Source organism: Nitratireductor sp. StC3, assembly GCF_003015025.1.
In the GTDB taxonomy this organism is placed as follows: domain Bacteria; phylum Pseudomonadota; class Alphaproteobacteria; order Rhizobiales; family Rhizobiaceae; genus Mangrovimarina; species Mangrovimarina alexandrii.
In genome coordinates this window covers 467877-492096 of the sequence record NZ_PYBP01000001.1, presented here as the reverse complement: position 1 = coordinate 492096, position 24220 = coordinate 467877, and the positions used below count along the sequence as shown (strand labels likewise).

The following is a 24220-nucleotide window of genomic DNA, read 5'->3' as shown; positions in this document are numbered from 1 at the left end:
ATGCTGCTCGGTAGAACCGCCAACGGGCTCTACTGGATGAACCGCTATATCGAGCGGGCCGAAAACATGGCCCGGCTCGTCGATGCCGGCCTGCGCCTGTCGCTGACGCGCACCACCACGCCGGCCGAGGAATGGGCCTCGGTGATCGGCAGCGCCGGCCTGCAGGCGGATTTCCAGGCCCGTCACACCGAATCCACCGTGGAGACCGTGTCGGAATTCCTGCTGCGCGACCTGACCAACCCGTCGAGCGTGATGGCGTCGATCGAGACGGCGCGCAACAATGGCCGCATGGTGCGCACCGCGCTGACGCGCGAGACCTGGGAAAGCCTCAACGAGGCCTGGATGGCGATGAAACGCATGCTGGCGCGGCCGGTCGACGCGCGCGAGCTGCCCAAGGTGCTGGGCGCCATCAAGCGCGAGACGGCGCTGATCCGCGGCGCCTTCTACGGCACCATGCTGCGCAACGAGATTTTCGATTTCGCCCAGATAGGCACGTTCGTGGAGCGCGCCGACAACACCGCCCGCATCATCGACGTGAAATATTACGTGCTGTTGCCGTCGCTGTCCTGGGTCGGCTCGACGCTCGACAATTACCAGTGGGAATCGATCCTGCGCTCGGTGGCGGCGCATCGCTCCTATGGCTGGGTCTACGAGGGCGAATACAAACCCAGCAACATCGCCGATTTCCTGATCCTCAACAGCCGCATGCCGCGATCGCTGGCGTTTTGCTACCGCAACATCGCCGAAAGCCTGAACTATCTGGCGGCCGAATACGGCGCCCGCCATGCCTGCCACGACATCGTCGAGACCACGCTCGGCAAGATCAAGGGCAACACGATCGAGCGCATCTTCGATATCGGGCTGCACGAGTTTTTGTCCGACTTCATCGTCGAGAACAACCGGCTGGGCAACGAGATCGCCCGCGACTACCGGTTCTACTGAACAGGGGCGGGCCGAATGCGTCTGAAAATCAGCCACCACACCGAATATCGCTACGATACGCCGGTGGGCTACGCGCTGCAGCGGCTGCGGCTGATCCCCAAGCAGGGGCCGGTGCAGACCGTGCACGGCTGGGACCTGTCGATCGACGGCGCGCGCGAGGAGGTGCGTTTCCGCGACCAGTTCGCCAACGACACCGTGCTGATCAGCGCCGAGGGCGGCCAGCACGCCATCACCGTTGAAGCGCGCGGCGAGGTCGAGACCAAGGACACGGCCGGCGTGGTCGGCGAACATCGCGGCTTCGCGCCGCTATGGCTGTTTCGCCGCGAAACGGCGCTGACCAAGGCCGGGCCCGGCGTGGCGCGCCTCGTCGAGCAGATGGGCGCGGCCTCCGATGTGGAGCGCCTGCACGCGCTGATGGCCGCGATCGCCGACACCGTCGCCTACCAGACCGGGACCACCGACGCCGAAACGCCGGCCGAAGAGGCGATCAAGCGCGGCACCGGGGTGTGCCAGGACCATGCGCATATCTTCGTGTCGGCGGCGCGCCGCACCGGCTTTCCGGCCCGTTATGTCAGCGGCTACCTGCATATGGACGGCACCGACGTGCAGGCGGCCAGCCACGCCTGGGCCGAGGTCCATGTCGACGGCCTGGGCTGGGTGGGCTTCGACCCGGCAAACCGCGTCTCGCCCGACGCGCGCTACGTGCGCGTGGCCACCGGCCTCGACTATCGCGATGCCTGCCCGGTTTCCGGCATCCGGCACGGCAGCGGCGAAGAACTGCTTGCGGTTCGTGTCACTGTCGAGCAGTAATCGCAGCGCATCGATTTTTCCGGGCGGATTCTCCCCATGACCTATTGCGTCGCCCTCAGCATGGATTGCGGGCTAGCCTTCATGTCCGACACGCGCACCAATGCCGGCGTCGACAGCATCTCCACCTTCAAAAAAATGTTTTCCTGGACGAAGCCGGGCGAGCGGGTGATCGTCCTGCTGGCGGCCGGCAATCTGGCGACCACCCAGTCGGTCGTCAGCCTGCTCGACGAGCGCGCCAAGGCGCCGCACGACCGTTCGCCCTCGCTTCTGGAAACGCCGTCCATGTACCAGACCGCGCGCGTGGTCGGCGATCTGCTGAAGGAGGTCATCACCGGCTCCGCGCCGGCCGGCCAGAGCCAGGACGCGTTCGGCGCCTCCTTCATCCTCGGCGGCCAGATCCGCGGCACCGAACCGCGGCTGTTCATGATCTATCCCGAGGGCAATTTCGTCGAAGCCGGCGCCGACACGCCGTTTTTCCAGATCGGCGAGATCAAATACGGCAAGCCGATCCTGGTGCGCGCCTTCGACGCCGGCATGAGTTTCGCCGAGGCCGCCAAGCTGTTGCTGGTTTCGTTCGATTCCACCGTGAAATCCAACCTGTCGGTGGGATTGCCGCTCGACATGCAGTTCTACGAGCGCGACAGTTTCGCCCTCGGCAAGCAAATCCGCATCACCGCAGACGATGCCTATTATCGCAGGATTTCAGACGGCTGGTCGGACGCGCTGAAGACGGCCTTTCGCCAATTGCCCGACTTCCCGCTCTAGGCGCGGGCGGCAGCGGCCAAAAATTCCTTGCAATCGGCTGACTTTCGTTTTTCTTTATTCGAAAGGAAAACGAAAGAGACGAAACGCCGATGTATCTGACCCCGCGCCACACCGCCATCATCGACCGGGCCAAGCAGGACGGGCGGGTCACCGTGGAGGAGCTGGCGGCGGAATTCGGCGTCACGCCGCAGACGATCCGCAAGGATCTCAACGATCTGTGCGATCAGCGCCATCTCACCCGCATCCACGGCGGCGCGCTCTACCCGTCGGGCATCGAGAACATGCAATACGAGGCGCGGCGCAAGATCGCGGCCGACGAGAAAGCGGCGATCGGCCGGGCTGCCGCGCGCCTGATCCCCGACAGCGCCTCGCTGTTCATCAATATCGGCACCACGACGGAGGCGGTGTCGCGGGCGCTGCTCGATCACAACGGATTGATGGTCATCACCAATAATATCAACGTTGCCAACAGGATGCGGGTCTATCCCTCGATCGAGGTGGTGATTGCCGGCGGCGTCGTGCGCGGCTCGGACGGCGGCATTGTCGGCGAGGCGGCGGTCGATTTCATCCGCCAGTTCAAGGTCGACTATGCCGTGATCGGCACGTCGGCGATCGATCAGGACGGCGCGCTGCTGGATTTCGACTTTCGCGAGGTCAAGGTCGCGCAGGCGATCATCGCCAATGCGCGCCACGTCATCCTGGTCGCCGATTCGACCAAGTTCGAGCGCACCGCGCCGGTGCGCATCGGCCATCTGTCGCAGGTCGACACCTTCATCACCGACCAGTGCGGCTTCAAGGCGATCCGCGCCATCTGCGCCGAAGCCGAGGTGCGGCTGATCGAGTCGGGCCAATAGCGGCACGCTGACGGCAACTTTCGTTTGACACGCGCTTTTATTTCGATTTAGTTCTTTTTAACGCTTTCGTCTCGCGTCTATGTTGCATTGCGAAAGCCGGGAGGATTTCTTGAGCGACGACCGGCTCTACGACATCGCCGTCATCGGCGGCGGCATCAATGGCTGCGGCATCGCCCGCGACGCGGCCGGGCGCGGCTATTCGGTGTTTCTGGCCGAAATGAACGATCTCGCCAGCGGCACCTCGTCGTGGTCGACCAAGCTCATCCATGGCGGCCTGCGTTATCTGGAGTTTTACGAGTTCCGGCTGGTGCGCGAGGCGCTGATGGAACGCGAGGTGCTGTGGCGGCTGGCGCCGCACATCATCTGGCCGATGCGTTTCGTGCTGCCGCACCACAAGGGCCTGCGCCCGGCCTGGCTGCTGCGGCTCGGCCTGTTTTTGTACGACCACATCGGCGGGCGCAGATTGCTGCCGGCGACCAGGACGCTCGACATGCGCCACGACGCGGCCGGCAAGCCGCTGAAGCCGCTGTTCTCGCGCGCCTTCGAATATTCCGACTGCTGGGTCAACGACGCCCGCTTCGTGGTGCTCAACGCCCGCGACGCGGCCGATCGCGGCGCCGACATCCGCACCCGCACCAAGATCGCGCGCGCCGCCCGCGACGGCGCGGTCTGGCGCATCGAGGCCCAGGATCGCGACACCGGCTTCAAGCAGACGCTGCGCGCGCGCATGCTCGTCAACGCGGCCGGGCCCTGGGTCGACGAGGTGCTGGCGGGCGCGCTCGGCAAGAACGGCGTCGCCAATGTGCGGCTCGTCCAGGGCAGCCACATCGTCATCAAGCGCAAATTCGACGATCCGCGCGCCTATTTCTTCCAGAACCGCGACGGCCGCATCATTTTCGCCATCCCCTACGAGGAGGATTTCACGCTGATCGGCACCACCGACCGCGATTATGACGGCGAACCCGGCAAGGCGGCGATCAGCGACGAGGAAATCGACTATCTGTGCGCGGCGGCCAGCGAATATTTCGCCGAGCCGGTTCGCCGCGCCGACATCGTGTGGACCTATTCGGGCGTGCGCCCGCTCTACGACGACGGCGCCTCCAAGGCCCAGGAGGCGACCCGCGACTACGTGCTGAAGGGCGAGGGCGGCGACGGCCAGGCGCCGCTGGAGAATATTTTCGGCGGCAAGATCACCACCTATCGCCGGCTCGCCGAGGCGATGCTGGAGCGGATCGGCGAGCGGATCGGCAAGAAGGGCGCGCCGTGGACGGCCGACGCAAAGCTGCCCGGCGGGGATTTTCCGGTCACGGGGTTTGCCGAGGAGGTCGAGCGGCTGCGCGCGGATTACGGCTTTCTGGAAGCCGCGCACGCGCGCCGCCTGGTGCGTCTTTACGGCACGCGCGCGCGTGTCATACTCGGCGCCGCGCGCACGCAGGCCGATCTGGGCCGCTGTTTCGGGGCGGACCTTTACGAGTGCGAAGTGCGCTACCTGATGGAAAACGAATGGGCGTTCAGCGCCGAGGACGTGCTGTGGCGCCGGACCAAGCGGGGGCTGCGGCTGTCGGGCGAGGAGGCGGCCGCGCTGGAGGCGTTCATGCACGAGGCCGGCGGCCGGGCCGGCAGTGCGGCCGCGGGCTAGGCTGGAGCGGACGGATGCTTGAACTGAGGAACGTGTCCAAGATCGTCGGCGGCGACACGCATATTCGCGACGTGTCGCTGGCGATCGAGCGCGGCACGCTCAACGTGCTGCTCGGCCCCACGCTCGCCGGCAAGACGACGCTGATGCGGCTGATGGCCGGGCTCGACGTGCCGACCGCCGGCAGCGTGTGGTTCGACGGCGCCGACGTGACCGGGGTCGCGGTGCAAAAGCGCAACGTCGCCATGGTCTACCAGCAATTCATCAACTATCCGGCGATGACGGTCTACGAAAACATCGCCTCGCCGCTGAGGGTGGCCGGCGCCGCCGCCGACCGGATCGACAAGGAGGTGCGCCGCGCGGCCGAGCTGTTGCGTCTGTCGCCCTATCTCGACCGCACCCCGCTCAATTTGTCGGGCGGGCAGCAGCAGCGCACCGCGCTGGCGCGCGCGATGGTCAAGAATGCCGGCCTGGTGCTGCTCGACGAGCCGCTCGCCAACCTGGACTACAAGCTGCGCGAGGAACTGCGCGACGAACTGCCGAAGATTTTTGCCGAATCCGGCGCGATCTTCGTCTACGCCACCACCGAGCCGCACGAGGCGCTGCTTCTGGGCGGCAACACCGCCACGCTGTCGCAGGGCCGGGTGACGCAGTTCGGCCCGACGATCGAGGTGTTCCGCAACCCGGTCGACCTCGTCACCGCGCAAACCTTTTCCGATCCGCCGCTCAACACGATCGACGTGGTCAAGACGGGCGCGGCCTTCGAACTCGGCGACGGCGTGCGCCTGAAAGCCGTCGACGGGTTTGCAGCACTCGCCGACGGCGCCTATCGCGCCGGTTTCCGTCCCCACCATCTGACGCTGCAAAGCCCGTCGCCGGAGGCCGGCGAACTGACGGCGACGGTGACGGTGACCGAACTCACCGGCTCGGAAAGCTTCGTGCATCTCGATTTCGCCGGCCAGAGCTGGGTGATGCTGGCGCCCGGCATTCATGATTTCGAGGTCGGCAGCCAGATCAGGGCGTTCATCGACACGCGCCACGTGATGATCTTCGACGCGCACGGCCGCACGGTGGCCGGCGTCGACACAGGGGCGGGGCGGGGAGGACACGATGGCCAGGATTGAACTCGACCATATCCGCCACTCCTATCTCGCCCAGCCGGCGAGCGACGACGACTACGCGCTGAAGGAAGTGCACCACGTCTTCAAGGATGGCGGCGCCTACGCGCTGCTCGGCCCGTCGGGCTGCGGCAAGACGACCTTGCTCAACATCATCTCCGGGCTGCTGCACGCGTCCGAAGGCCGGCTTCTGTTCGACGGCGAGGACGTCTCGCACTACCCGACCGAAGCGCGCAACATCGCCCAGGTGTTCCAGTTCCCGGTCGTCTACGACACGATGACGGTCTACGACAATCTCGCCTTTCCGCTGCGCAATCGCGGCGTCGGCGAGGCCGAGGTCGAGCGCAAGGTGCGCGAGACGCTCGACATGATCGACCTGAACGACTGGGCCCACCGCAAGGCCCAGGGCATGACCGCCGACCAGAAGCAGAAAATCTCGCTCGGCCGCGGCCTGGTGCGCTCCGACGTCAACGCCATCCTGTTCGACGAGCCGCTAACGGTGATCGACCCGCATATGAAATGGGTGCTGCGCTCGCAGCTCAAGCTGCTGCACAAGCGGTTCGGCCACACCATGGTCTATGTCACGCACGACCAGACCGAGGCGCTGACCTTCGCCGATTCCGTCGTGGTGATGTATGAGGGCGAGATCGTCCAGATCGGCACGCCGGCCGATCTGTTCAAGCGGCCCAGGCACACCTTCGTCGGCTATTTCATCGGCTCGCCGGGCATGAACGTGATGCCGGTCTCGGTGGCCGGCCGCCAGGCGCGCTTCGGCGACGAAACCATCGAGCTGCCCGGCATCCCGAAAACGCCGATGGGCGGGGCGATCGAGCTCGGCGTGCGGCCCGAATTCGTCCGCATCGGCCGCCAGGGCATGCCGGCGACGATCCAGAAGGTCGAGGATATCGGCCGCCAGAAGATCGTGCGCGCCGTGGTCGACGGCCACGCGTTGGCGGCGGTTCTGCCGGAGGACGGCGAGATTCCGGCCGAGCCGCGCGTCAGCTTCGCGCCCGAGGGCATCAACATCTATGCCGGCTCCTGGCGCGTCGACTACGACAACGCGGCCGAGGGAGAAACGGCATGAACAAGCCCTGGAACAACAAGGCCTGGTTCCTGGTGCTGCCGGTGCTGGCGCTGGTGGCGTTTTCTGCCGCGATCCCGCTGATGACGGTGGTCAATTATTCGGTCCAGGACACGTTCGGCGGCAACCAGTTCTTCTGGGCGGGCACGGAATGGTTCGAGGAAATATTGTCGTCGGACCGGTTCTGGGCCGCGATGGGCCGCAATCTGGTGTTTTCGGCGATCATTTTGGCCATCGAGGTGCCGCTCGGTATCCTGATCGCGCTCAACATGCCGCGCCGGGGCTGGGGCGTGTCGGTGTGCCTGGTGCTGATGGCCTTGCCGCTGCTCATTCCCTGGAACGTGGTCGGCACGATCTGGCAGGTCTTCGGCCGCATCGATATCGGCCTTCTCGGCCGGGCCACCTGGGCGCTGGGCATCGACTACAATTACGTCAACGACCCGTTCGACGCCTGGATCACGGTGATCGTGATGGATGTGTGGCACTGGACCAGCCTGGTGGTGCTGTTGTGTTATGCCGGCCTGGTCTCCATTCCCGACGCCTATTACCAGGCCGCGCGCATCGACGGCGCCTCGCGCTGGGCGGTGTTCCGCTACATCCAACTGCCGAAGATGAAGCGGGTTTTGACCATCGCCATCCTGCTGCGCTTCATGGATTCCTTCATGATCTACACCGAGCCGTTCGTCGTCACCGGCGGCGGGCCGGGCAATTCGACGACGTTTTTGTCGATCGACCTGGTCAAGATGGCGATCGGTCAGTTCGACCTCGGACCGGCAGCGGCGATGTCGCTGATCTACTTCCTGATCATCCTGCTTTTGTCGTGGGTGTTCTACACCGTCATGACCAATTACGACGCGGAGAAGTGAGATGGCCGCGACCGACAACACGATGACCGCAAGCCGCGCCCCGGCCGCGGCCGCGCGCATCCGCCGGCGCGGCGAGCGCGCGCGCTTCGCCTGGCTGGTGCCCACGCTCTACATCGTCTTTTTGATGCTGCCGATCTACTGGCTCGCCAATATGAGCTTCAAGACCAACCAGGAAATCCTCGGCGCGTTTTCGCTGTGGCCGCAGGAGCCGACGCTGCGCAACTACGCCGTGATCTTCACCGATCCGTCCTGGTATTCGGGCTACATCAACTCGATCATCTACGTGGTCTTGAACACGGTGATCTCGGTCACCGTGGCGCTGCCGGCGGCCTATGCGTTCTCGCGCTACCGCTTCCTCGGCGACAAGCACCTGTTCTTCTGGCTTTTGACCAACCGCATGGCGCCGCCGGCGGTGTTCGCGCTGCCGTTCTTCCAGCTCTATTCGGCCTTCGGCCTGATCGACACCCATATCGCGGTGGCCATCGCGCACTGCCTGTTCAACGTGCCGCTGGCGGTGTGGATCCTGGAGGGTTTCATGTCCGGCGTGCCCAAGGAGATCGACGAGACCGCCTATATTGACGGCTATTCGTTCCCGCGCTTCTTCGTCAGGATCTTCATGCCGCTGATCGCCTCGGGCATCGGCGTGGCCGCCTTCTTCTGCTTCATGTTTTCGTGGGTCGAGCTGCTGATCGCGCGCACGCTGACGACCACCGACGCCAAGCCGATCGCCGCGACCATGACGCGCACCGTGTCGGCCTCCGGCCTCGACTGGGGCGTGCTGGCGGCCGCCGGCGTGCTGACCATCATCCCGGGCGCGCTCGTGATCTGGTTCGTGCGCAACTATATCGCCAAGGGCTTCGCCCTGGGGAGGGTGTGATGGAGCGCACGCGCAACTGGAAACTGCCGCTGGCCGGCGTGCTCGCCGCCTATGCCGCGACCGCCTGGCTGCTGGCCAACCGGCTGCCGGTCAAGGACGGCGCGATCGACTGGCAGGCCTCGCTGTTTCCCGGCTCGTGGATGGCGTGGTCGTTTCCGACCGCCTTGTTCTTCCTGAGCATCTTTCTGTTTCTGGCGCTGATGGCGATCTGGGAATATGCGCGCCCCGGCGGCCATCCGCGCGTCGGCATCCTGCGCTTCGAGACGACGCGCGGGGACCGGCTTTTCGTTTCGCTGCTCGGCAGCGCCTTCATCCATCTCGCTTGGCTGGGTCTTGTCGGACCCGGCCTGTGGTGGGCTCTCGCCCTGTCGGCGGTCTACGCGATCGGCGTATTCCGTTTCGTCTAGGGCGGGGAACTGACCGGCCGGGCGCAAGGCCCGCGTTCGGATTTCATCGGTAACCTTGGGAGGAATTGATGAGACGCCATTTGATGACATCGACCGCGGCGCTGGCGCTGCTTTTGACGGCGGGGCCGGCTTTCGCCGACATGGAGGCCGCCAAGGCCTTCCTCGACGCCGAGATCGGCGACATGTCGACGCTCGACCGCGCCGGGCAGGAAGCCGAGATGCAATGGTTCATCGACGCCGCCGAGCCGCTGGCCGGCATGGAGATCAAGGTGGTGTCGGAAACGATCACCACGCATGAATACGAATCCAAGGTGCTGGCGCCCGCCTTCACCGCCATCACCGGCATCAAGGTCACGCACGACCTGATCGGCGAGGGCGACGTGGTGGAGAAGCTGCAGACGCAGATGCAGTCGGGCGAGAACATCTATGACGGCTACATCAACGATTCCGACCTGATCGGCACCCATTGGCGCTACCAGCAGGCGCGCAATCTGAGCGACTGGATGGAAAACGAGGGCAAGGACGTCACCAACCCGAACCTCGACATCGACGACTTCATCGGCAAATCGTTCACCACCGCGCCGGACGGCAAGCTTTACCAGCTTCCCGATCAGCAGTTCGCGAACCTCTACTGGTTCCGCTACGACTGGTTCAACGACGAGAAGAACCAGGCCGATTTCAAGGAGAAATACGGCTACGATCTCGGCGTGCCGGTCAACTGGTCGGCCTATGAGGACATCGCCGAGTTCTTCACCGGCCGCGAGATCGACGGCAAGAAGGTCTACGGCCATATGGACTATGGCAAGAAGGACCCGTCGCTGGGCTGGCGGTTCACCGATGCGTGGCTGTCGATGGCCGGCAACGGCGACAAGGGCATCCCCAACGGGCTGCCGGTCGACGAATGGGGCATCAAGGTCGACGAGAATTCGCGTCCGGTCGGCTCGTGCGTGGCCCGCGGCGGCGACACCAACGGCCCGGCCGCCGTCTACGCCATCCAAAAATATCTCGACTGGATGGAGGCCTACGCCCCGGCCGCCGCGCAAGGCATGACCTTCTCGGAGTCCGGTCCGGTGCCGGCCCAGGGCGAGATCGCCCAGCAGATGTTCATGTACACCGCCTTCACCGCCGACATGGTCAAGGACGGGCTGCCGGTGGTCAACGAGGACGGCACGCCGAAATGGCGCTTCGCCCCGTCGCCGCACGGCGTCTACTGGAAGGACGGCATGAAGCTCGGCTATCAGGACGCCGGTTCCTGGACGCTGATGAAGTCGACGCCCGACGACCGCGCCAAGGCGGCCTGGCTCTACGCCCAGTTCGTGACCTCGAAGACCGTCGACGTGAAGAAGAGCCATGTCGGCCTGACCTTCATCCGCCAGTCGACGCTCGATCATGAGAGCTTCACCGACCGCGCGCCCAAGCTCGGCGGCCTGATCGAGTTCTACCGCTCGCCGGCGCGGCTGCAATGGTCGCCGACCGGCACCAACGTGCCCGACTATCCCAAGCTGGCGCAGCTCTGGTGGCAGGCGATCGGCGATGCCTCGTCGGGCGCCAAATCGGCCCAGGAGGCGATGGATTCGCTGTGCGCGGAGCAGGAGCGGGTTCTGGAACGCCTGGAACGGGCCGGCGTGCAGGGCGAGTTCGGCCCCAAGCTCGCCGAGGAGCACGATCTCGAGTACTGGAACAAGGACGCGGTCGAAAAGGGCAACCTGGCGCCGCAGCTCAAGGTCGAGAACGAGAAGGAACAGCCGCAGACCGTCAATTACGACGATCTGGTCAAGAGCTGGCAGTAAGTCCGGTCCAGCCGGCGGACGGGGGCGGCATGGCCGCCCCCGTTCCTGTCCCGCGCCGGGCGACCCGGCGGGGGCTGCGTCCTTCAACTTGCATGTGATACGACCGTTCCATGAGCAGACATATTCTCGCCATCGACCAGGGCACCACCTCCTCGCGCGCCATCGTCTTCGACGCCGACATGAAGATCGTCGCGATCGGCCAGGAGGAGTTCGCCCAGCATTATCCGGCGTCGGGCTGGGTCGAGCACGACCCCGAGGACATCTGGGCGACCGTGGTGTCCACGGTCAAGACGGCGCTGGAAAAGGCCGGGCTCGCGGCCGGCGACATCGCCGCGATCGGCATCACCAACCAGCGCGAGACCGTGGTGGTGTGGGACAAGGCGACCGGGGAACCGATCCACAACGCGATCGTGTGGCAGGACCGGCGCACGGCGCCTTTATGCGCGCGGCTGAAGAAGAAGCGGCTGGAGCCGACATTCACCCAAAAGACCGGGCTGCTGCTCGACCCCTATTTTTCCGGCACCAAGATCGCCTGGCTGCTCGACAAGGTGAAGGGCGCGCGCGCCCGCGCCGAGCGCGGCGAGCTTCTGGCGGGCACGATCGACAGTTTCCTGATCTGGCGGCTGACCGGCGGCACCGTGCACGCCACCGACGCCACCAACGCCTCGCGCACGCTGGTCTACAACATCGCCGACAATCGCTGGGACGACGAGCTGCTCGAAATTCTGGGCATTCCCGCCGCCATGCTGCCGACCGTCAAGGACTGCGCCGACGATTTCGGCGCGACGCGCAAGGATTTGTTCGGCGCCGAAATCCCGATCCGCGGCGTGGCCGGCGACCAGCAGGCGGCGACGATCGGCCAGGCCTGTTTCGAGCCGGGCATGATGAAGTCGACCTACGGCACCGGCTGTTTCGCGCTGCTCAACACCGGCGCCGACATGGTGCGCTCGAAGAACCGGCTCCTGACCACCATCGCCTACCGGCTCGACGGCCGTACCACCTATGCGCTGGAGGGCTCGATCTTCATCGCCGGCGCGGCCGTGCAATGGCTGCGCGACGGGCTAAAAATCATCGACAAGGCGGAGGAGACCGGAAAACTCGCCGCGCAGGCCGACCCGACCCAGCACGTCTATGTGGTGCCCGCCTTTGTCGGGCTCGGCGCGCCGCACTGGGACGCCGACGCGCGCGGGGCGATTTTCGGCCTGACGCGCAATTCGGGACCGGCGGAACTGGCGCGCGCGGTGCTGGAATCGGTCGCCTACCAGACCCGCGACCTTTTGCAGGCGATGCGCAAGGACTGGAAGGCGGGCGCCTCGCAGACCGTGCTGCGGGTCGACGGCGGCATGGTCGCCTCCGACTGGACGATGCAGTGTCTGGCCGACATTCTCGACGCGGCCGTCGACCGGCCGCAGATCCTGGAAACCACCGCGCTCGGGGCGGCGTGGCTGGCCGGCTCGCAGGCCGGCGCGTGGCCGAACGCGCAGGCCTTCGCCGCCAGTTGGGCGCTCGACCGCCGTTTCGAGCCGCGCATGGAGGCGGCCGAACGCAAGCGCAAGATCCGCGGCTGGACGGACGCGGTCAAACGCACGCTGTCGCGCTAGGGGCAGGGCCCCCGACCCTCGGCCCGCGCGCGGCGCAGCCGTCACAATTGCTGTTTCGGAACAAGCCCGAGGCGATCTTTTCCGCTACCAAAGGCAAAACCCCGCCATCGCCGCAAGCGGCTTGACATGCCGCGTCCCGAACCTACCCTTTGGGGATCGGAGGATGGAGCAGATGCGGATTGGCATGTCGGCTGCGGCGGTTTCGGCCCTGGCCTCGTTTTTCGCACTCGCCGGGCCCGGCCTGGCGGCGGATTTGGTGGTCGCCGAACCCAACTGGCCGTCCGGGCGGGCCACCGCCCATATCGTGTCGGCGGCGATCGAGCGCGAGTTCGGCCTCGATGTCGAGACTCGCGAACTCGGCACGCTGACGGCGTTTGCCGGGCTGGATTCGGGCGAGGTCGACATTCACCCCGAAGTCTGGCGCCCCAATCTGGACGATCTGATCAAGCGCTACGCCGCCGATCGCGGCAGCGTGACGGTGAGCCTTTTCGGCGTGCCGGCCTGGCAGGGCCTGTGCGCCACGCCCGATGCGGCGGCGGCCGGCCTGCGCGACGTCAAGGATCTGAGCGACCCCGAAAAGACCGCGATCCTCGATACCGACGGCGACGGGCAGGGCGAGATGTGGGTCGGCGCGGCGACCTGGTCGTCGACCGGCATCGAGAAGGTACGCGCCAACAGCTACGGCTATGCCAAGAACCTGACGCTGGTCGAGGCCGAGGAGGATGTCGGCATGGCCGCCGTCGACGCCGCGGTCGCGACAGCACGGCCGATGGTGTTTGCCTGCTACGCGCCGCATCACGTCTTCAAGCTGCACGATATCGTGCGGCTGAGCGAGCCGGATTTCGACCGGACGAAATGGAACATCGTCTCGCCGGCCGAGGACCCGCTGTGGATTTCCAAATCGAGCGCGCCGGTCGCCTGGAACATCGCCCATTTCCACATCGCCTACGCCACGGCGCTGGCAACGCAGCGGCCCGAGATCGCCGCGTTTCTGGAAAAGATCGATTTCACGCCGGCCGAGATCACGGCGATGACCTATGCGCTGCAGGTCGACCGCGTCGAACCGCAGGCGCTGGCCGCGCAGTGGATCGGCGCGCATGAGCAGCGGGTGAAGGGATGGGCCAAACCATGAGCGTGAGCAGAACCTTTTCCCGGCGCCCGGTGGCGGTGGCGCTGCTGGCGGCCGCGCTCGGGCTGGCCAGCGTGGCCGTGGTCGCCGCGCAAACCCAGATCTTCGATCCCATCACCCGCAAATGGATCGATTACGACCGCAAGAAGGCGCATAAATATTATGCCGCGCACAAGCAGGTGCCGGAAGCCTTCCGGCGCCAGGTGGTGAAATTCCGTACCGCCGAGAGGCCAGGCACCATCATCATCGACGGCAACCAGCATTTTCTCTATCTGGTCCAGCCCGGCCACCAGGCGATCCGCTACGGGATCGGCGTCGGCCGCGAGGGGTTCGGCTGGGCGGGCATCGTCAAGATCGGGCGCACTGCGGAATGGCCGACCTGGACGCCGCCGGCCGAGATGGTGGCGCGCGACCCGAACGCGGCCAAATGGGCCGGCGGCATGCCCGGCGGACCGAACAATCCGCTCGGCGCGCGCGCGCTCTATCTCTATGAGGGCGGCCGCGACACGATCTACCGCATTCACGGCACGCCGGAACCGTGGACGATCGGCCTCGACGTGTCGTCGGGCTGCATCCGCATGAACAATGACGACATCGTCCATCTGCACGAACGGATCGAAGTCGGCGCCAAGGTGATCGTGCTGATGCAGGGGGCCGCGCTCTACAAGGGCGTGTGAGGCCGGGTTCGCGAGACGGGTTGTGCCGTGCGGACCCGACACGGCGGAGCGCCATGCAGAAGGCGGCCGCAAGGCAGACAGGCAAAACAGGCCGCGAGAGGGGACAATGCAGCACACAGCAAGATCGGGCCGGGCGAGGTCGGTGTCGGCGGCGCTGGCGACAGCCGCCCTGGCGGTTGCGCTTTCGGCATGCGCGACCAGCGATCCCGAACCCGACCAGCGCGCGCGCACCACGCTCAACACCGCACCGGCCGATTTGCAGTTGCTGTGCGCGGGGGCGGCCGCCGAGGCCACCGGCGCGCCGGGCGACAAGGTGTTGCCGGTCTCCTCGCGCCAGCTCGATTCGCAGAATTATCAGGTCGAGGTCGACGCCAACGGCCAGCGCACGAGCTGCATCGTCGACAGCGACGGCAACGTGAAATCCGTGCAGCCGGTGTGATCGGCGCCTGCGGCGGGACGCTCAGGCGATCGCGGCCCGCATCAGCACGCCGGCAAATGCCGTGCCGTCCGGCAGTACGATGGTGCTCGCCGCGACGCGCGCGAAGCCGAGCCGGCGGTAGAACGCCTCGGCCGGCAGGCTCGACTGGCATTCCAAGCGCGTGAAGCCGCGCGCGCGGGCCTCGTCGCGGCAGCGCCGGTAAAGCGCGCGCCCGAGACCGCGGCGCATCGCTGCCGGGTCGACGGCGAAATGGCGCAGATGCGCCGTGCCGGCCCGTTCCCGTCCGTCGGGCGCGCAGGGCGACCAGCCGCCGCAGCCGGCAAGCCGCCCGTTCAAAAAGGCGACATGGAAGGTGCCGGACGCGATCAGGCCGGGATTGGCGCGGGTCATGAAGGGCAGGGCGCGGGCAAGCAGACCCGCTTCGTACCAGCCGGCATAGGCGGCAGGGTAGGAGCGCGCCAGGAGATCGGATATCGCCGCGCTGTCGGCCGCCGTTGCCGGGCGCACCGTGACCGTGCCGCTTTCCTCGTCGCGCCGCTTCTCGCCCATCGTTTCGTCCCGCTGGCCGGCGGCGATGATAACGCGCCTTTGCCGCGCCGGCATCACGCCTCTTCGCCGCGCGGCCCGTACGGAGTTGTGCACGGGGGACCGGCAGCGCCGCGAGGGGGCGAATGGCGCTGCCGGCCGTTGCCTGTCCTGACAAAAAGAGGCCAGACGCGATCCAACGCGCGACCGGCGCGTAAAGTTCCCGACAGGCCCGCCGGCAGCCGCTTTGACGGACAGGCCTTGGTAACGATGCGCGCGCGGCCTATCTTAACGCCGTAGCCGCGTCGTTGCGAAGGAGAGGCCCATGTCCGGCAAGAAGCCCGTCCGAAAACCCGAAACGCCGCGCGCCTCGCCGGCCGCCGACGCCTTCCGCAAGGCGCGCGCCGCCGGCGGCAACGATCTTGCCGAAAATCTGGAAGAGGAACTGCAGGAAGGGCTGGAGGACACGTTTCCCGCCAGCGATTCCATTTCCGCGATTTCCTCCTCGGTGGCCGGCGGACGTCGCAAGACGTAGAGCGCCCCGTCCCAGGTCGGCGCTGAAGGCGGTTTGCCGTACTCGGGGAGATGACTATACTTCGCCGGGTCCGGTACCGGCGCGCGACCCCGACCGGCCGCGCGGCAAGCCCGGGTGCCGGAGCCGTCCTGCTTTTCGCGGATTTGCGGACCGGTTCTGACTTGTTGTTTTGACGCGTTTCCGAGCGGCGAACCGGCTTCCACTTCGAGGGGAACGCACCAGGCGGGAGAGTGTGCGTTGACGTTCGACATCCCTCATATGATCGCCACGGGGGCGATCGTCTTTCTCGTTATCTGGATCACCGATCACACATCCGCATGCGACGGCATGAGCAAGGGACGCAAAACCCTGGTCAAGACCGTCGCGATCTTCGTTCTCGTGGTCATGCTGAACATCTTCTGGCCCTACGGGTCCGGTGTGTGAACCGAGCCGTGAGCGCCCTGGCCGCGGGCGGCCGCGCGCTCGGTGCGCGCCGCCGCAAGACGGGTGCGCACGAAGGCGGCGAGGAAGGACGCCGTCATCAACAGCACGATGGTCGGGGCCGGCGCGCTGTCGATGAAAAACGACAGATAGACGCCGAAAAAGCTCGACAAGACCCCCACCAGGGCCGCGATCGCCATCATCGGGCCGAAGCGGCGCGCCAACAGGAAGGCGGTGGCGCCCGGCGTGATCAGCATCGCGATCGCCAAAATGATGCCGACGGCCTTGAGCGCGCCGACGATGGTCAGCGACAGCACCGCGAGCAGCCCGTAATGCAGCAGACGCACCGGCAGGCCGATGGCGCGCGCGTGCTGTTCGTCGAAGGACAAAAGCAGCAGGTCGCGCCGGCGCAGCATGAGCAGGCCGCACACCAGCGCGGCGATCACCGCGCTTTCGGCCACGTCGGCCCACACCACACCCAGCATGTCGCCGAACAGGATATGGTCGAGATGCACGTCGGTCTCGATCGACAGATAAAGCACGATGCCGAGGCCGAACATGCCCGAAAACACCACACCCATGACGGTGTCTTCCTTGACGCGGCTGTTTTCCTTGAGGAAACCGGTGGCAATGGCGCAGACCATGCCGGCGGCGAACGCGCCGACGGCCAGCGAAATACCGGCCATGTAGGCCAGCACGACGCCCGGCAGGACGGCGTGCGAGACCGCGTCGCCCATCAGCGACCAGCCCTTGAGCACCAGGAAGGTCGACAACAAGGCCATCGGCAGCGCCACCAGCACGGCGATGACGAAGGCCTGTTGCATGAAGGGAAAGGCGAACGGCAAAAGCAGCGTGTCGATCATGACGGCGTGGCCTCCAGGACGGCGCGCGCCTTGCGGCGGGCGGCCAGCATGCCGTGCTTGGGCGCGAAGACGAAGGCGGCAAGAAAGACCAGCGTCTGCAGGACGACGATGATGCCGCCGGTGGCGCCGTCGAGAAAATAGGACAGATAGGCGCCGGTCAGGCTGGTGAGCGCGCCGATGGCGACCGAGACCAGGATCAGGCGCGGAAAGCGGTCGCACAGCAGATAGGCGGTGGCGCCGGGCGTGACCACCATGGCGATCACCAAAAAGGCGCCGACGGTCTGCAGCGCGGCGACCGTGGACGCCGACAGCAGGGTGAAAAACACCGCCTTGAGCCAGAACGGGTTGAGGCCGATCGAACGGGCGTGGTTTTCGTCGAAAAACACCACCATCAAATCCTTCCACTTGGCCAGGAGCACGGCCAGCGAGACGCCGGAGATCAGGACGAGCTGCAGCGTGTCGCCGGGCGTGATCGCCAAAATATTGCCGAGCACGATGGTCTGGATGTTGACCGAGGCAGGCGACAGCGAGACCATGAACAGGCCGAGGCCGAAGAACGAGGTGAAGATCAACCCGATGACGGCGTCCTCGCGCAGCTTGGTGCGCTGGTTCAAGAACAGCATCGCGCCGGCGGCGAGCCCGCCCGACAGGAACGCGCCGAGCGAAAACGGCAGGCCCAGCATATAGGCGCCGGCCACGCCGGGCACGATCGAGTGGGACAGCGCGTCGCCGATCAGCGACCAGCCTTTCAGCATCAGATAGGCCGACAGGAAGGCGCATACACCGCCGACCAGCGCGCTGACCCAGATGGCGTTGATCATGTAGCCGTAGGAAAACGGCTCGAGCAGGGTCGCGATCATGATTTCGCCTGCCCGGTCGTGTCGTCGGCTTCGGTTTCGGCGTCGAGCGCCGTCGGCCGGCTCGGCGCGCCGTCCTCGCCCTTTTCTCCGTAAAGCACGAACGGGCGTTCGTCGTCGGTGATGACGGTGACCTGGCGGGTATCGGCGTCGTCGTGCAGGTCGGCGCCGCCAAGCACGAAATGGCGCAGCACGCCGCCGAAGGCGGCTTCGAGGTTGGCCCTGGTGAAGACTTTTTCGGTCGGTCCGGCGGCCAGAACCGTGCGGTTGATCATGATCGCGCGGTCGCAGAATTCCGGCACGCTGCCCAGATTGTGGGTCGACACCAGCATGACGCGGCCCTCGTCGCGCAGTTCCTTCAACAGCGTGACGATGGTGGCCTCGGTGGTGACGTCGACGCCGGTAAACGGCTCGTCGAGCAGGATGACCTCGCCCTCCTGGGCGAGCGCGCGCGCCAGGAAGACGCGCTTTTTCTGCCCGCCGGAGAGTTCGCCGATCTGGCGCTTGCGAAAGGCGCTCATGCCGACGCGCTCGAGCGCGGCGTCGACCAGGCGGCGGTCCTGGCGCGAGGCGAGGCGCAGAAAGTTCATGTGACCGTAGCGGCCCATCATGACCACGTCCTCGACCAGGACCGGAAAATTCCAGTCGACCTCCTCGGATTGCGGCACATAGGCGACCACGTTGCGCTTGAGCGCCCGGCCGGCCGGCTCGCCCAGGATGGAGACCGAGCCCCGGGCGAGCGGCACGAACCCCATGATCGCCTTGAACAGCGTCGACTTGCCGCTGCCGTTGACGCCCACCAGCGCGGTGATCGTGCCCCGGGGGATGGCGAAATCGACGTCGAACAGCGCGGTGTGGCCGTTGCGGTAGGTCACGGTGACCTTGTCGGCGACAAGACCGCTTTGGCCGGCGCGTGTCCTGGTTTCGGGCAGTGCGGCCAGATTCATTCCGAAAGCCCCTCGGCGATCGTCTCGGTTGTCACCCGCAACAGGTCGAGATAGGTCGGCACCGGCCCGTCCGGTTCGCTGAGCGAATCCACGTACAGTACCCCGCCATAGGCCGCGCCGGTCTCGCGCGCCACCTGCCTGGCCGGCTTGTCGGAGACGGTGTTTTCGGAAAAGATCGCGGGCACGTTGTTGTCGCGCATGATGTCGATGACCTTGCGGATCTGCTGCGGCGTTCCCTGGCTGTCGGCGTTGATCGGCCAAAGATAAAGCTCTTTGAGATCGAAATCACGCGCCAGATAGCTGAACGCGCCTTCGCTGGAGGCCAGCCAGCGCCGCTCCTCGGGAATCTGCTGCAGTCGCTCGCGGATCGGCGTGATGGTGGCGGTGATTTCGTCGGCATAGGTTTTCGCGTTGGCGTCGTAGGTCGCCGCGTTCTGCGGGTCGCGTTCGACCAGCGCCTTGCGGATATTGTCGACATAGATCAGCGCGCTGGTCGGCGACATCCAGGCATGCGGGTTCGGCTTGCCGGAATAGGGGCCCTCGGCGATGCCCATCGGCTCCACGCCCTCCGACACGATAACGCCGGGCACGTCGCGCAGATTGCGGAAGAAGCGTTCGAACCACAATTCGAGATTGAGGCCGTTCCACAAGATGAGATCGGCGTCCTGCGCCTTGAGGATGTCGCCCGGCGTGGGCTGGTAATTGTGGATTTCGGCGCCCGGCTTGGTGATCGACACCACGTCGGCGGCCTCGCCGGCGACGTTGCGGGCCATGTCGGCGATCACCGTGAAGGTGGTCACGACTTTCAGGCGTTCGGCGGCGGCGGCCGCGCCGGGCAGGGCGCCGGCGATGGAAATAAACGTGGTAAAGGCCAGGGCGGTCAGACGCATTCATGTCTCCAGTTCGGATCGGCAAGCGTGATGTCGGCCGCGACAATAGCGTCCCGATTTCGCCTGTCAATGCAAATGCAAATCGTTTGCAATAAAAAACATGGGACGGTGCCGCGTGCCATTTGCAACTGATTGTCATCTGGACCATAGTCCGGCCATGACGAAGAACGCGACAGGACGGATCGACCACGAGGCGGAGCTGCGCAAGGCCGGCATCCGCATCACGCGCCCGCGCCGCATCATCCTGCGAATCGTTTCCGAAACCGACGACCATCCCGACGCCTACGAGATTTTTCGCCGCGCGGTGCAGGAGGACAAAAACATCTCCCTGTCGACCGTCTACCGGACGATGAAGCTTTTGGAGGAGCACGGCACGATCCAGCGCCACGCCTTCGCCGGCGGGCCGTCGCGGTTCGAACATGCCGGCGAGGAGCATCACGACCATCTGATCGACGTCGAGACCGGCGACGTGATCGAGTTCCGCTCCGACAAGATCGAGAAACTGCAGGACGAGATCGCGCGCGAACTGGGCTACGACATCCTGCACCACAAACTGGAGCTTTACGGCCGCAAGAGGCGCTCCGCATGAGTTTTCCGCCCGTGGTCCAGCACCCGTAAAACCAGCCGAGGCCGGGTTTTCGCCGTAATTTGGCGGTACCGGCCACACTTGAAGCATCGACCGTCACAGGCGGTCGACGAGGAGAGGGATTTTGATGATCAACAAGAAAATCGTGGCCGCCACCTTTGTCGCGGCCTTCGCGGCCAGCGCCTGCACCACCGACCCCTATACGGGCGAGCGCAAGGTCTCCAACACCGCCGGCGGCGTCGCGCTCGGCGCGCTCGCCGGCGCGGGCCTGGGAACGCTGGCCGGCGGCAACGACCGCCGCAACGCCCTGATCGGCGCCGGCATCGGCGCGCTCGCCGGCGCGGCCGTCGGCTCCTATATGGACCAGCAGGAAGCCCAGCTGCGCGCCGATTTGCGCGGCAGCGGCGTCAGCGTCACCCGCCAGGGCGACCTGATCGTGCTCAACATGCCCTCCAACATCACCTTCGACAGCGACCAGGATGCGGTCAAGCCGGCCTTCTACGGCACGCTCAATTCGGTGGCGCTGGTGCTGAAGAAATACAACCGCACCATTGTCGACGTTTACGGCCACACCGATTCGACCGGCGACGACAATTACAATTTGAACCTGTCGCAGCGCCGCGCCTCGTCGGTGGCCGGCTATCTGAGCGGCCAGGGCGTCGATCCGCGCCGCTTCGCCATCGTCGGCCTCGGCGAGACCCAGCCGATCGCCTCGAACGCCTCGGCGGCCGGCCGGGCGCAGAACCGGCGCGTGGAAATCCACCTGGCGCCGATCACCTGACGCCGCGCCGCACGGCGCTTTTTCCGACGACAAGAGGGCCGCTCCGCGCGGCCCTTTTTCATGGCCGCCGGCGGCAGGGATTCGCTACGCCTCGTAAAGCATCGAAACCCGGTTGCCGGTAGCGCGCCGACGTTCAACAGGCATCTGGAGCAGGCGGCGAGACCGTGGTCTGCGGCGGTCAGGCGCGCGCAACCGGCCGAAACCTAGTTGATCAATCCCCGGCGGCTTTTTCCGTCGTGCCGGTACCAACCGGGCGGTCGCCGCTTCCCGCAAGGAGCAGCGCGAGTATCAGAAGCCCGGATGAAAAAAACACCGCAATATAGGAAAGAACCCAAGCTGCCCGAACAAGCCATTGGATAGCCAAGCTTGGAAAAAAGTCGACTCCGACCCTGATATTCAAGACAAAGCATACAGCGAAAGTGGCAACGAATACCAACAAAGCCCGCAGCGCCCACCTGCGTTGCGTTCGTCTTGGCTGGTCATGTAGGAAGGCATACGCGAACATTGCCCCCAGCGCACCAGACACCGAACAAAATGCGTTCAATGCGGGTTGCCAATAATCTGAGATCAATTTCAGCCCTGTCAGGGCATCCTGCCAGGGTGCCAAGAGTTCAACGAGTGCGGGAATTCCCCAGATTTTCCAGCCCGCGAAGACTTCCTTGACTGAAAGCGCCATGGTCAGTTTCCGCTGGCCATTCCGAACGGCAACGCCAGTCGGGCCAAGCCATCACCGAATTCAACGACCAGAACGCCTTCCGTCCGTTTCGCCGGGAAAAGGACTGGAACCGGAGACGACTCCTCCGCGACAAGTCTCGGTTCGGAGAGTTGGAGGTCGCTCAAGCCCAAGCGCTTGGTCAGGCTTTCCATCTCGGTGCTCAGAACGATTTCGGGCAGCTTGTAGCCTAGAGCATCTTCGAAGAACGCAGAGTCGGTTTTGGGATTCACGCGGTCGTGTTTGTCTGATTCACTGACGCTGGTGATTTGCCAGGAGGTGAAGATGACGAGGAGCCTGAGCGGCGACCTTCGCGGTCGGGTGATTGCGGCGATCGAGGATGGGGTTTCGACGCGGGAGGCGGCGCGTCGCTTCCGCATCGGGATCTCGACGGCCGGGGCCTGGTATCGCCGCTATCGCGAGACTGGCGAGACCGAGGCGCGCAAGCAGGGCCAGCCGTCGCGCTCGAAGCTCGATGCGCACGAGGCTTTCATTGTGGGCCTGATCGAGGCGGCGCCGGACATCACGCTTGCCGAGATCGGCGAGCGCCTTGCCGCCGAGCGCGGCGTGCGGGCTGCGCCCTCGACAGTCTGGCTGTTCCTCGACCGGCGCGGCGTCACGTTCAAAAAAAGTCGGCGCATGCCGCCGAACAGCAGCGCCCCGATGTCCTGCGTCGCCGCATAGCCTGGTTCGACGGCCAGCTCGATCTCGATCCCGAGCGGTTGATCTTCATCGACGAGACCGCGGCATCCACGAAGATGGCCCGGCTGCGAGGGCGAGCGCCTTGCGGCGAGCGATGCCGAGCGGCCGTTCCCCATGGCCATTGGAAGACGACCACCTTCACCGCCGGCCTGCGACTGTCCGGCATGTCCGCAACGATGCTGCTCGACGGTCCGATGAACGGTGCAGCCTTCCTGGCCTATGCCGAGCAGGTTCTCGCGCCCGAGCTTCGCCCCGGCGATGTCGTGGTCATGGACAATTTGCCGGCCCACAAGATCAGCCGTGTGCGCGAGGCCATCGAGAAGGTCGGAGCGCGGCTCCTGTTCCTGCCGCCATACTCGCCGGACTTCAACCCCATCGAGATGGCCTTCTCCAAGCTCAAGGCCCTGCTCAGAAAGGCCGCCGCGAGAACCGTTGACGAATTGTGGTCAGTTGTCGCCGATTGCCTATCCGCCTTCACAGCCGAGGAATGCCGGCACTATTTCGAGGCAGCCGGATATGACCCGGATTAAGTCGAATCTGCTCTAGTTCAAGCATTCTGGAGAACTCGGGACCGTCGACGCTTGCGACGAACCTCAGGCGGGCGACGGGCTCTTGATTTTCGTCGAGAGAGAATATCTCGGCAATAGACACGTTTACGGAGACGAAGTCGTCATTGGTAACCTGACTTTCTGAATCAACAAGATCCGACAACGCATCGTCTCGCACCGGGACCGCAATTCTTCCCCCAGAGCTCAAGGTCAACAACCCGTCTGCGGCAGACTGTGTGAGGTAGCCGACAAACAGCTCCTTATCAGCGAAAGCCTGCACCAGCCCGTCAGACTGGCGAACCTGAGCCTTCCAGACCACCGCGCCGTCAACAGGCATCCAGCTGATCTCCGACGGTCGCAACACGGTCGTCGGCTCTATTTTTTCGGGGCGTGGCCCATACCAGAATTCCGTTGCTCGGTCGTCCTTGTCTTGAAGCACTTCATCGAAATAGATTCGGCTAGCGTCATCCCCTTTCACAACACCTGCGGAAAATCCCGCCGATTTCCATGTGAACCAAAGCGGCCGGACGTGACTGTTGCGAACGCATCTCTCGAAGCGCCATTTGCCAGTGTCCGTCCGCTCCTTGATCCATGACTCATAGGTGAAATCGAAACCACCGCTTGTCACTCCCCCGGTTTCAGGCCCTTCACATGTTTCTCCGGCCCACCCGAGGGAGCAAAAGGCAGACATCAAAAACCCCGAGAAAGCAAGTATTTTTCCGATCATGGCATTCACCGAATGGATCGTCCGGATAATAATATCAATCAGAAAATTAAAAATTTCAAGATGCTTTGAGTTTCTTACGGAATGATATGTTTTGTATTTTGATGTCAATCATAGAAATATTGAATGTCGCCAATC

At 65.1% G+C, this 24220-nt stretch carries 28 protein-coding genes; 20 read left to right on the top strand and 8 right to left on the bottom strand.

What is annotated here, in order from left to right:
- The 15 genes from C7T96_RS02480 to C7T96_RS02410 all read left to right on the top strand — a co-directional run bounded on the left by C7T96_RS02480 (position 1) and on the right by C7T96_RS02410 (position 14992).
- The gene (locus C7T96_RS02480; RefSeq protein WP_106569569.1) at positions 1-942 is read left to right on the top strand and encodes an alpha-E domain-containing protein; all 942 of its coding nucleotides are present in this window, start codon (positions 1-3) and stop codon (positions 940-942) included.
- A gap of 15 nt (positions 943-957) precedes the next feature.
- Positions 958-1752 carry a transglutaminase family protein gene (locus tag C7T96_RS02475; RefSeq protein WP_106569568.1) on the top strand — a complete coding sequence of 265 codons (795 nt, stop codon included), beginning with the start codon at positions 958-960 and terminating at the stop codon, positions 1750-1752.
- A 36-nt stretch (positions 1753-1788) separates the two neighbouring features.
- Entirely contained in the window at positions 1789-2517 is a 729-nt protein-coding gene (locus C7T96_RS02470; RefSeq protein WP_106569567.1) for a peptidase, read from the top strand.
- 89 nt (positions 2518-2606) lie between these two features.
- Complete coding sequence (locus tag C7T96_RS02465) at positions 2607-3371, top strand: DeoR/GlpR family DNA-binding transcription regulator (RefSeq protein WP_106569566.1); 765 nt, start codon at positions 2607-2609, stop codon at positions 3369-3371.
- Between the two features lie 109 nt (positions 3372-3480).
- On the top strand, positions 3481-5010 hold the full coding sequence (gene glpD / locus C7T96_RS02460) for a glycerol-3-phosphate dehydrogenase (protein WP_245414042.1): 1530 nt from the start codon (positions 3481-3483) through the stop codon (positions 5008-5010).
- 14 nt (positions 5011-5024) lie between these two features.
- Positions 5025-6131 (top strand): ABC transporter ATP-binding protein, encoded by a 1107-nt coding sequence (locus C7T96_RS02455; RefSeq protein ID WP_106569564.1) that lies wholly within the window; start codon positions 5025-5027, stop codon positions 6129-6131.
- On the top strand, positions 6118-7209 hold the full coding sequence (locus C7T96_RS02450) for an ABC transporter ATP-binding protein (protein ID WP_106569563.1): 1092 nt from the start codon (positions 6118-6120) through the stop codon (positions 7207-7209). The genes C7T96_RS02455 and C7T96_RS02450 overlap by 14 nt, the downstream gene beginning before the upstream one ends.
- Positions 7206-8072 carry a sugar ABC transporter permease gene (locus tag C7T96_RS02445; protein ID WP_106569562.1) on the top strand — a complete coding sequence of 289 codons (867 nt, stop codon included), beginning with the start codon at positions 7206-7208 and terminating at the stop codon, positions 8070-8072. The genes C7T96_RS02450 and C7T96_RS02445 overlap by 4 nt, the downstream gene beginning before the upstream one ends.
- Before the next feature lie 22 nt (positions 8073-8094).
- A complete protein-coding gene (locus tag C7T96_RS02440; protein ID WP_106569964.1) occupies positions 8095-8949 on the top strand; it encodes a carbohydrate ABC transporter permease in 855 nt (284 codons plus the stop codon).
- A 140-nt stretch (positions 8950-9089) separates the two neighbouring features.
- Positions 9090-9356, top strand: coding sequence for a DUF2160 family membrane protein (locus C7T96_RS02435; protein ID WP_338036300.1), 267 nt, complete (start codon positions 9090-9092; stop codon positions 9354-9356).
- A gap of 68 nt (positions 9357-9424) precedes the next feature.
- Complete coding sequence (locus tag C7T96_RS02430) at positions 9425-11146, top strand: ABC transporter substrate-binding protein (RefSeq protein WP_106569560.1); 1722 nt, start codon at positions 9425-9427, stop codon at positions 11144-11146.
- A gap of 110 nt (positions 11147-11256) precedes the next feature.
- Entirely contained in the window at positions 11257-12747 is a 1491-nt protein-coding gene (gene glpK / locus C7T96_RS02425; RefSeq protein ID WP_106569559.1) for a glycerol kinase GlpK, read from the top strand.
- 184 nt (positions 12748-12931) lie between these two features.
- The gene (locus C7T96_RS02420; protein ID WP_106569963.1) at positions 12932-13879 is read left to right on the top strand and encodes a glycine betaine ABC transporter substrate-binding protein; all 948 of its coding nucleotides are present in this window, start codon (positions 12932-12934) and stop codon (positions 13877-13879) included.
- On the top strand, positions 13864-14553 hold the full coding sequence (locus C7T96_RS02415; protein ID WP_106569558.1) for a L,D-transpeptidase: 690 nt from the start codon (positions 13864-13866) through the stop codon (positions 14551-14553). Before C7T96_RS02420 ends, C7T96_RS02415 begins: the two co-directional genes overlap by 16 nt.
- Before the next feature lie 106 nt (positions 14554-14659).
- Positions 14660-14992: a hypothetical protein gene (locus tag C7T96_RS02410; RefSeq protein WP_106569557.1), complete on the top strand. Its 333-nt coding sequence runs from the start codon at positions 14660-14662 to the stop codon at positions 14990-14992.
- Positions 14993-15013: 21 nt separating this feature from the next.
- Here the strand turns inward: C7T96_RS02410 and C7T96_RS02405 are convergent, their stop codons facing one another.
- Entirely contained in the window at positions 15014-15541 is a 528-nt protein-coding gene (locus C7T96_RS02405; protein WP_158264289.1) for a GNAT family N-acetyltransferase, read from the bottom strand.
- Positions 15542-15842: 301 nt separating this feature from the next.
- Between C7T96_RS02405 and C7T96_RS02400 the strand changes: the two genes are divergently transcribed.
- On the top strand, positions 15843-16052 hold the full coding sequence (locus tag C7T96_RS02400; protein ID WP_106569555.1) for a hypothetical protein: 210 nt from the start codon (positions 15843-15845) through the stop codon (positions 16050-16052).
- 237 nt (positions 16053-16289) lie between these two features.
- Positions 16290-16475, top strand: coding sequence for a hypothetical protein (locus C7T96_RS23805; protein ID WP_146149129.1), 186 nt, complete (start codon positions 16290-16292; stop codon positions 16473-16475).
- On the opposite strand, the gene C7T96_RS02395 is transcribed toward C7T96_RS23805, so the two are convergent.
- The 4 genes from C7T96_RS02395 to C7T96_RS02380 are packed head-to-tail and all read right to left on the bottom strand — an operon-like array spanning position 16457 to position 20029.
- The gene (locus C7T96_RS02395; protein ID WP_106569554.1) at positions 16457-17335 is read right to left on the bottom strand and encodes a metal ABC transporter permease; all 879 of its coding nucleotides are present in this window, start codon (positions 17333-17335) and stop codon (positions 16457-16459) included. The two genes, C7T96_RS23805 and C7T96_RS02395, sit on opposite strands and share 19 nt — an antisense overlap.
- Positions 17332-18195 carry a metal ABC transporter permease gene (locus tag C7T96_RS02390; RefSeq protein WP_106569553.1) on the bottom strand — a complete coding sequence of 288 codons (864 nt, stop codon included), beginning with the start codon at positions 18193-18195 and terminating at the stop codon, positions 17332-17334. The genes C7T96_RS02395 and C7T96_RS02390 overlap by 4 nt, the downstream gene beginning before the upstream one ends.
- The gene (locus tag C7T96_RS02385; protein ID WP_106569552.1) at positions 18192-19139 is read right to left on the bottom strand and encodes a manganese/iron ABC transporter ATP-binding protein; all 948 of its coding nucleotides are present in this window, start codon (positions 19137-19139) and stop codon (positions 18192-18194) included. The genes C7T96_RS02390 and C7T96_RS02385 overlap by 4 nt, the downstream gene beginning before the upstream one ends.
- Entirely contained in the window at positions 19136-20029 is an 894-nt protein-coding gene (locus C7T96_RS02380; RefSeq protein WP_106569551.1) for a metal ABC transporter substrate-binding protein, read from the bottom strand. Before C7T96_RS02380 ends, C7T96_RS02385 begins: the two co-directional genes overlap by 4 nt.
- A 157-nt stretch (positions 20030-20186) precedes the next feature.
- On the opposite strand from C7T96_RS02380, the gene C7T96_RS02375 reads away from it, so the two are divergent.
- Together C7T96_RS02375 and C7T96_RS02370 are read left to right on the top strand one after the other, a co-directional pair.
- Positions 20187-20618: a Fur family transcriptional regulator gene (locus C7T96_RS02375; protein ID WP_106569550.1), complete on the top strand. Its 432-nt coding sequence runs from the start codon at positions 20187-20189 to the stop codon at positions 20616-20618.
- A gap of 124 nt (positions 20619-20742) precedes the next feature.
- Positions 20743-21396 (top strand): OmpA family protein, encoded by a 654-nt coding sequence (locus C7T96_RS02370; protein WP_106569549.1) that lies wholly within the window; start codon positions 20743-20745, stop codon positions 21394-21396.
- Between the two features lie 211 nt (positions 21397-21607).
- On the opposite strand, the gene C7T96_RS02365 is transcribed toward C7T96_RS02370, so the two are convergent.
- Both C7T96_RS02365 and C7T96_RS02360 read right to left on the bottom strand, forming a co-directional pair.
- On the bottom strand, positions 21608-22072 hold the full coding sequence (locus C7T96_RS02365) for a hypothetical protein (RefSeq protein WP_106569548.1): 465 nt from the start codon (positions 22070-22072) through the stop codon (positions 21608-21610).
- Positions 22073-22074: 2 nt separating this feature from the next.
- Positions 22075-22341 (bottom strand): hypothetical protein, encoded by a 267-nt coding sequence (locus tag C7T96_RS02360; RefSeq protein WP_106569547.1) that lies wholly within the window; start codon positions 22339-22341, stop codon positions 22075-22077.
- A 52-nt stretch (positions 22342-22393) separates the two neighbouring features.
- Between C7T96_RS02360 and C7T96_RS02355 the strand changes: the two genes are divergently transcribed.
- Positions 22394-23340 (top strand): IS630 family transposase gene (locus C7T96_RS02355; RefSeq protein WP_245414041.1). Its coding sequence is split into 2 segments (ribosomal slippage): positions 22394-22733 and positions 22733-23340, totalling 948 coding nucleotides; the frame shifts between segments, so codons are not numbered across the junction.
- On the opposite strand, the gene C7T96_RS23800 is transcribed toward C7T96_RS02355, so the two are convergent.
- A complete protein-coding gene (locus C7T96_RS23800) occupies positions 23285-24193 on the bottom strand; it encodes a hypothetical protein (RefSeq protein WP_146149128.1) in 909 nt (302 codons plus the stop codon). The two genes, C7T96_RS02355 and C7T96_RS23800, sit on opposite strands and share 56 nt — an antisense overlap.
- Positions 24194-24220 lie beyond the last annotated feature (27 nt).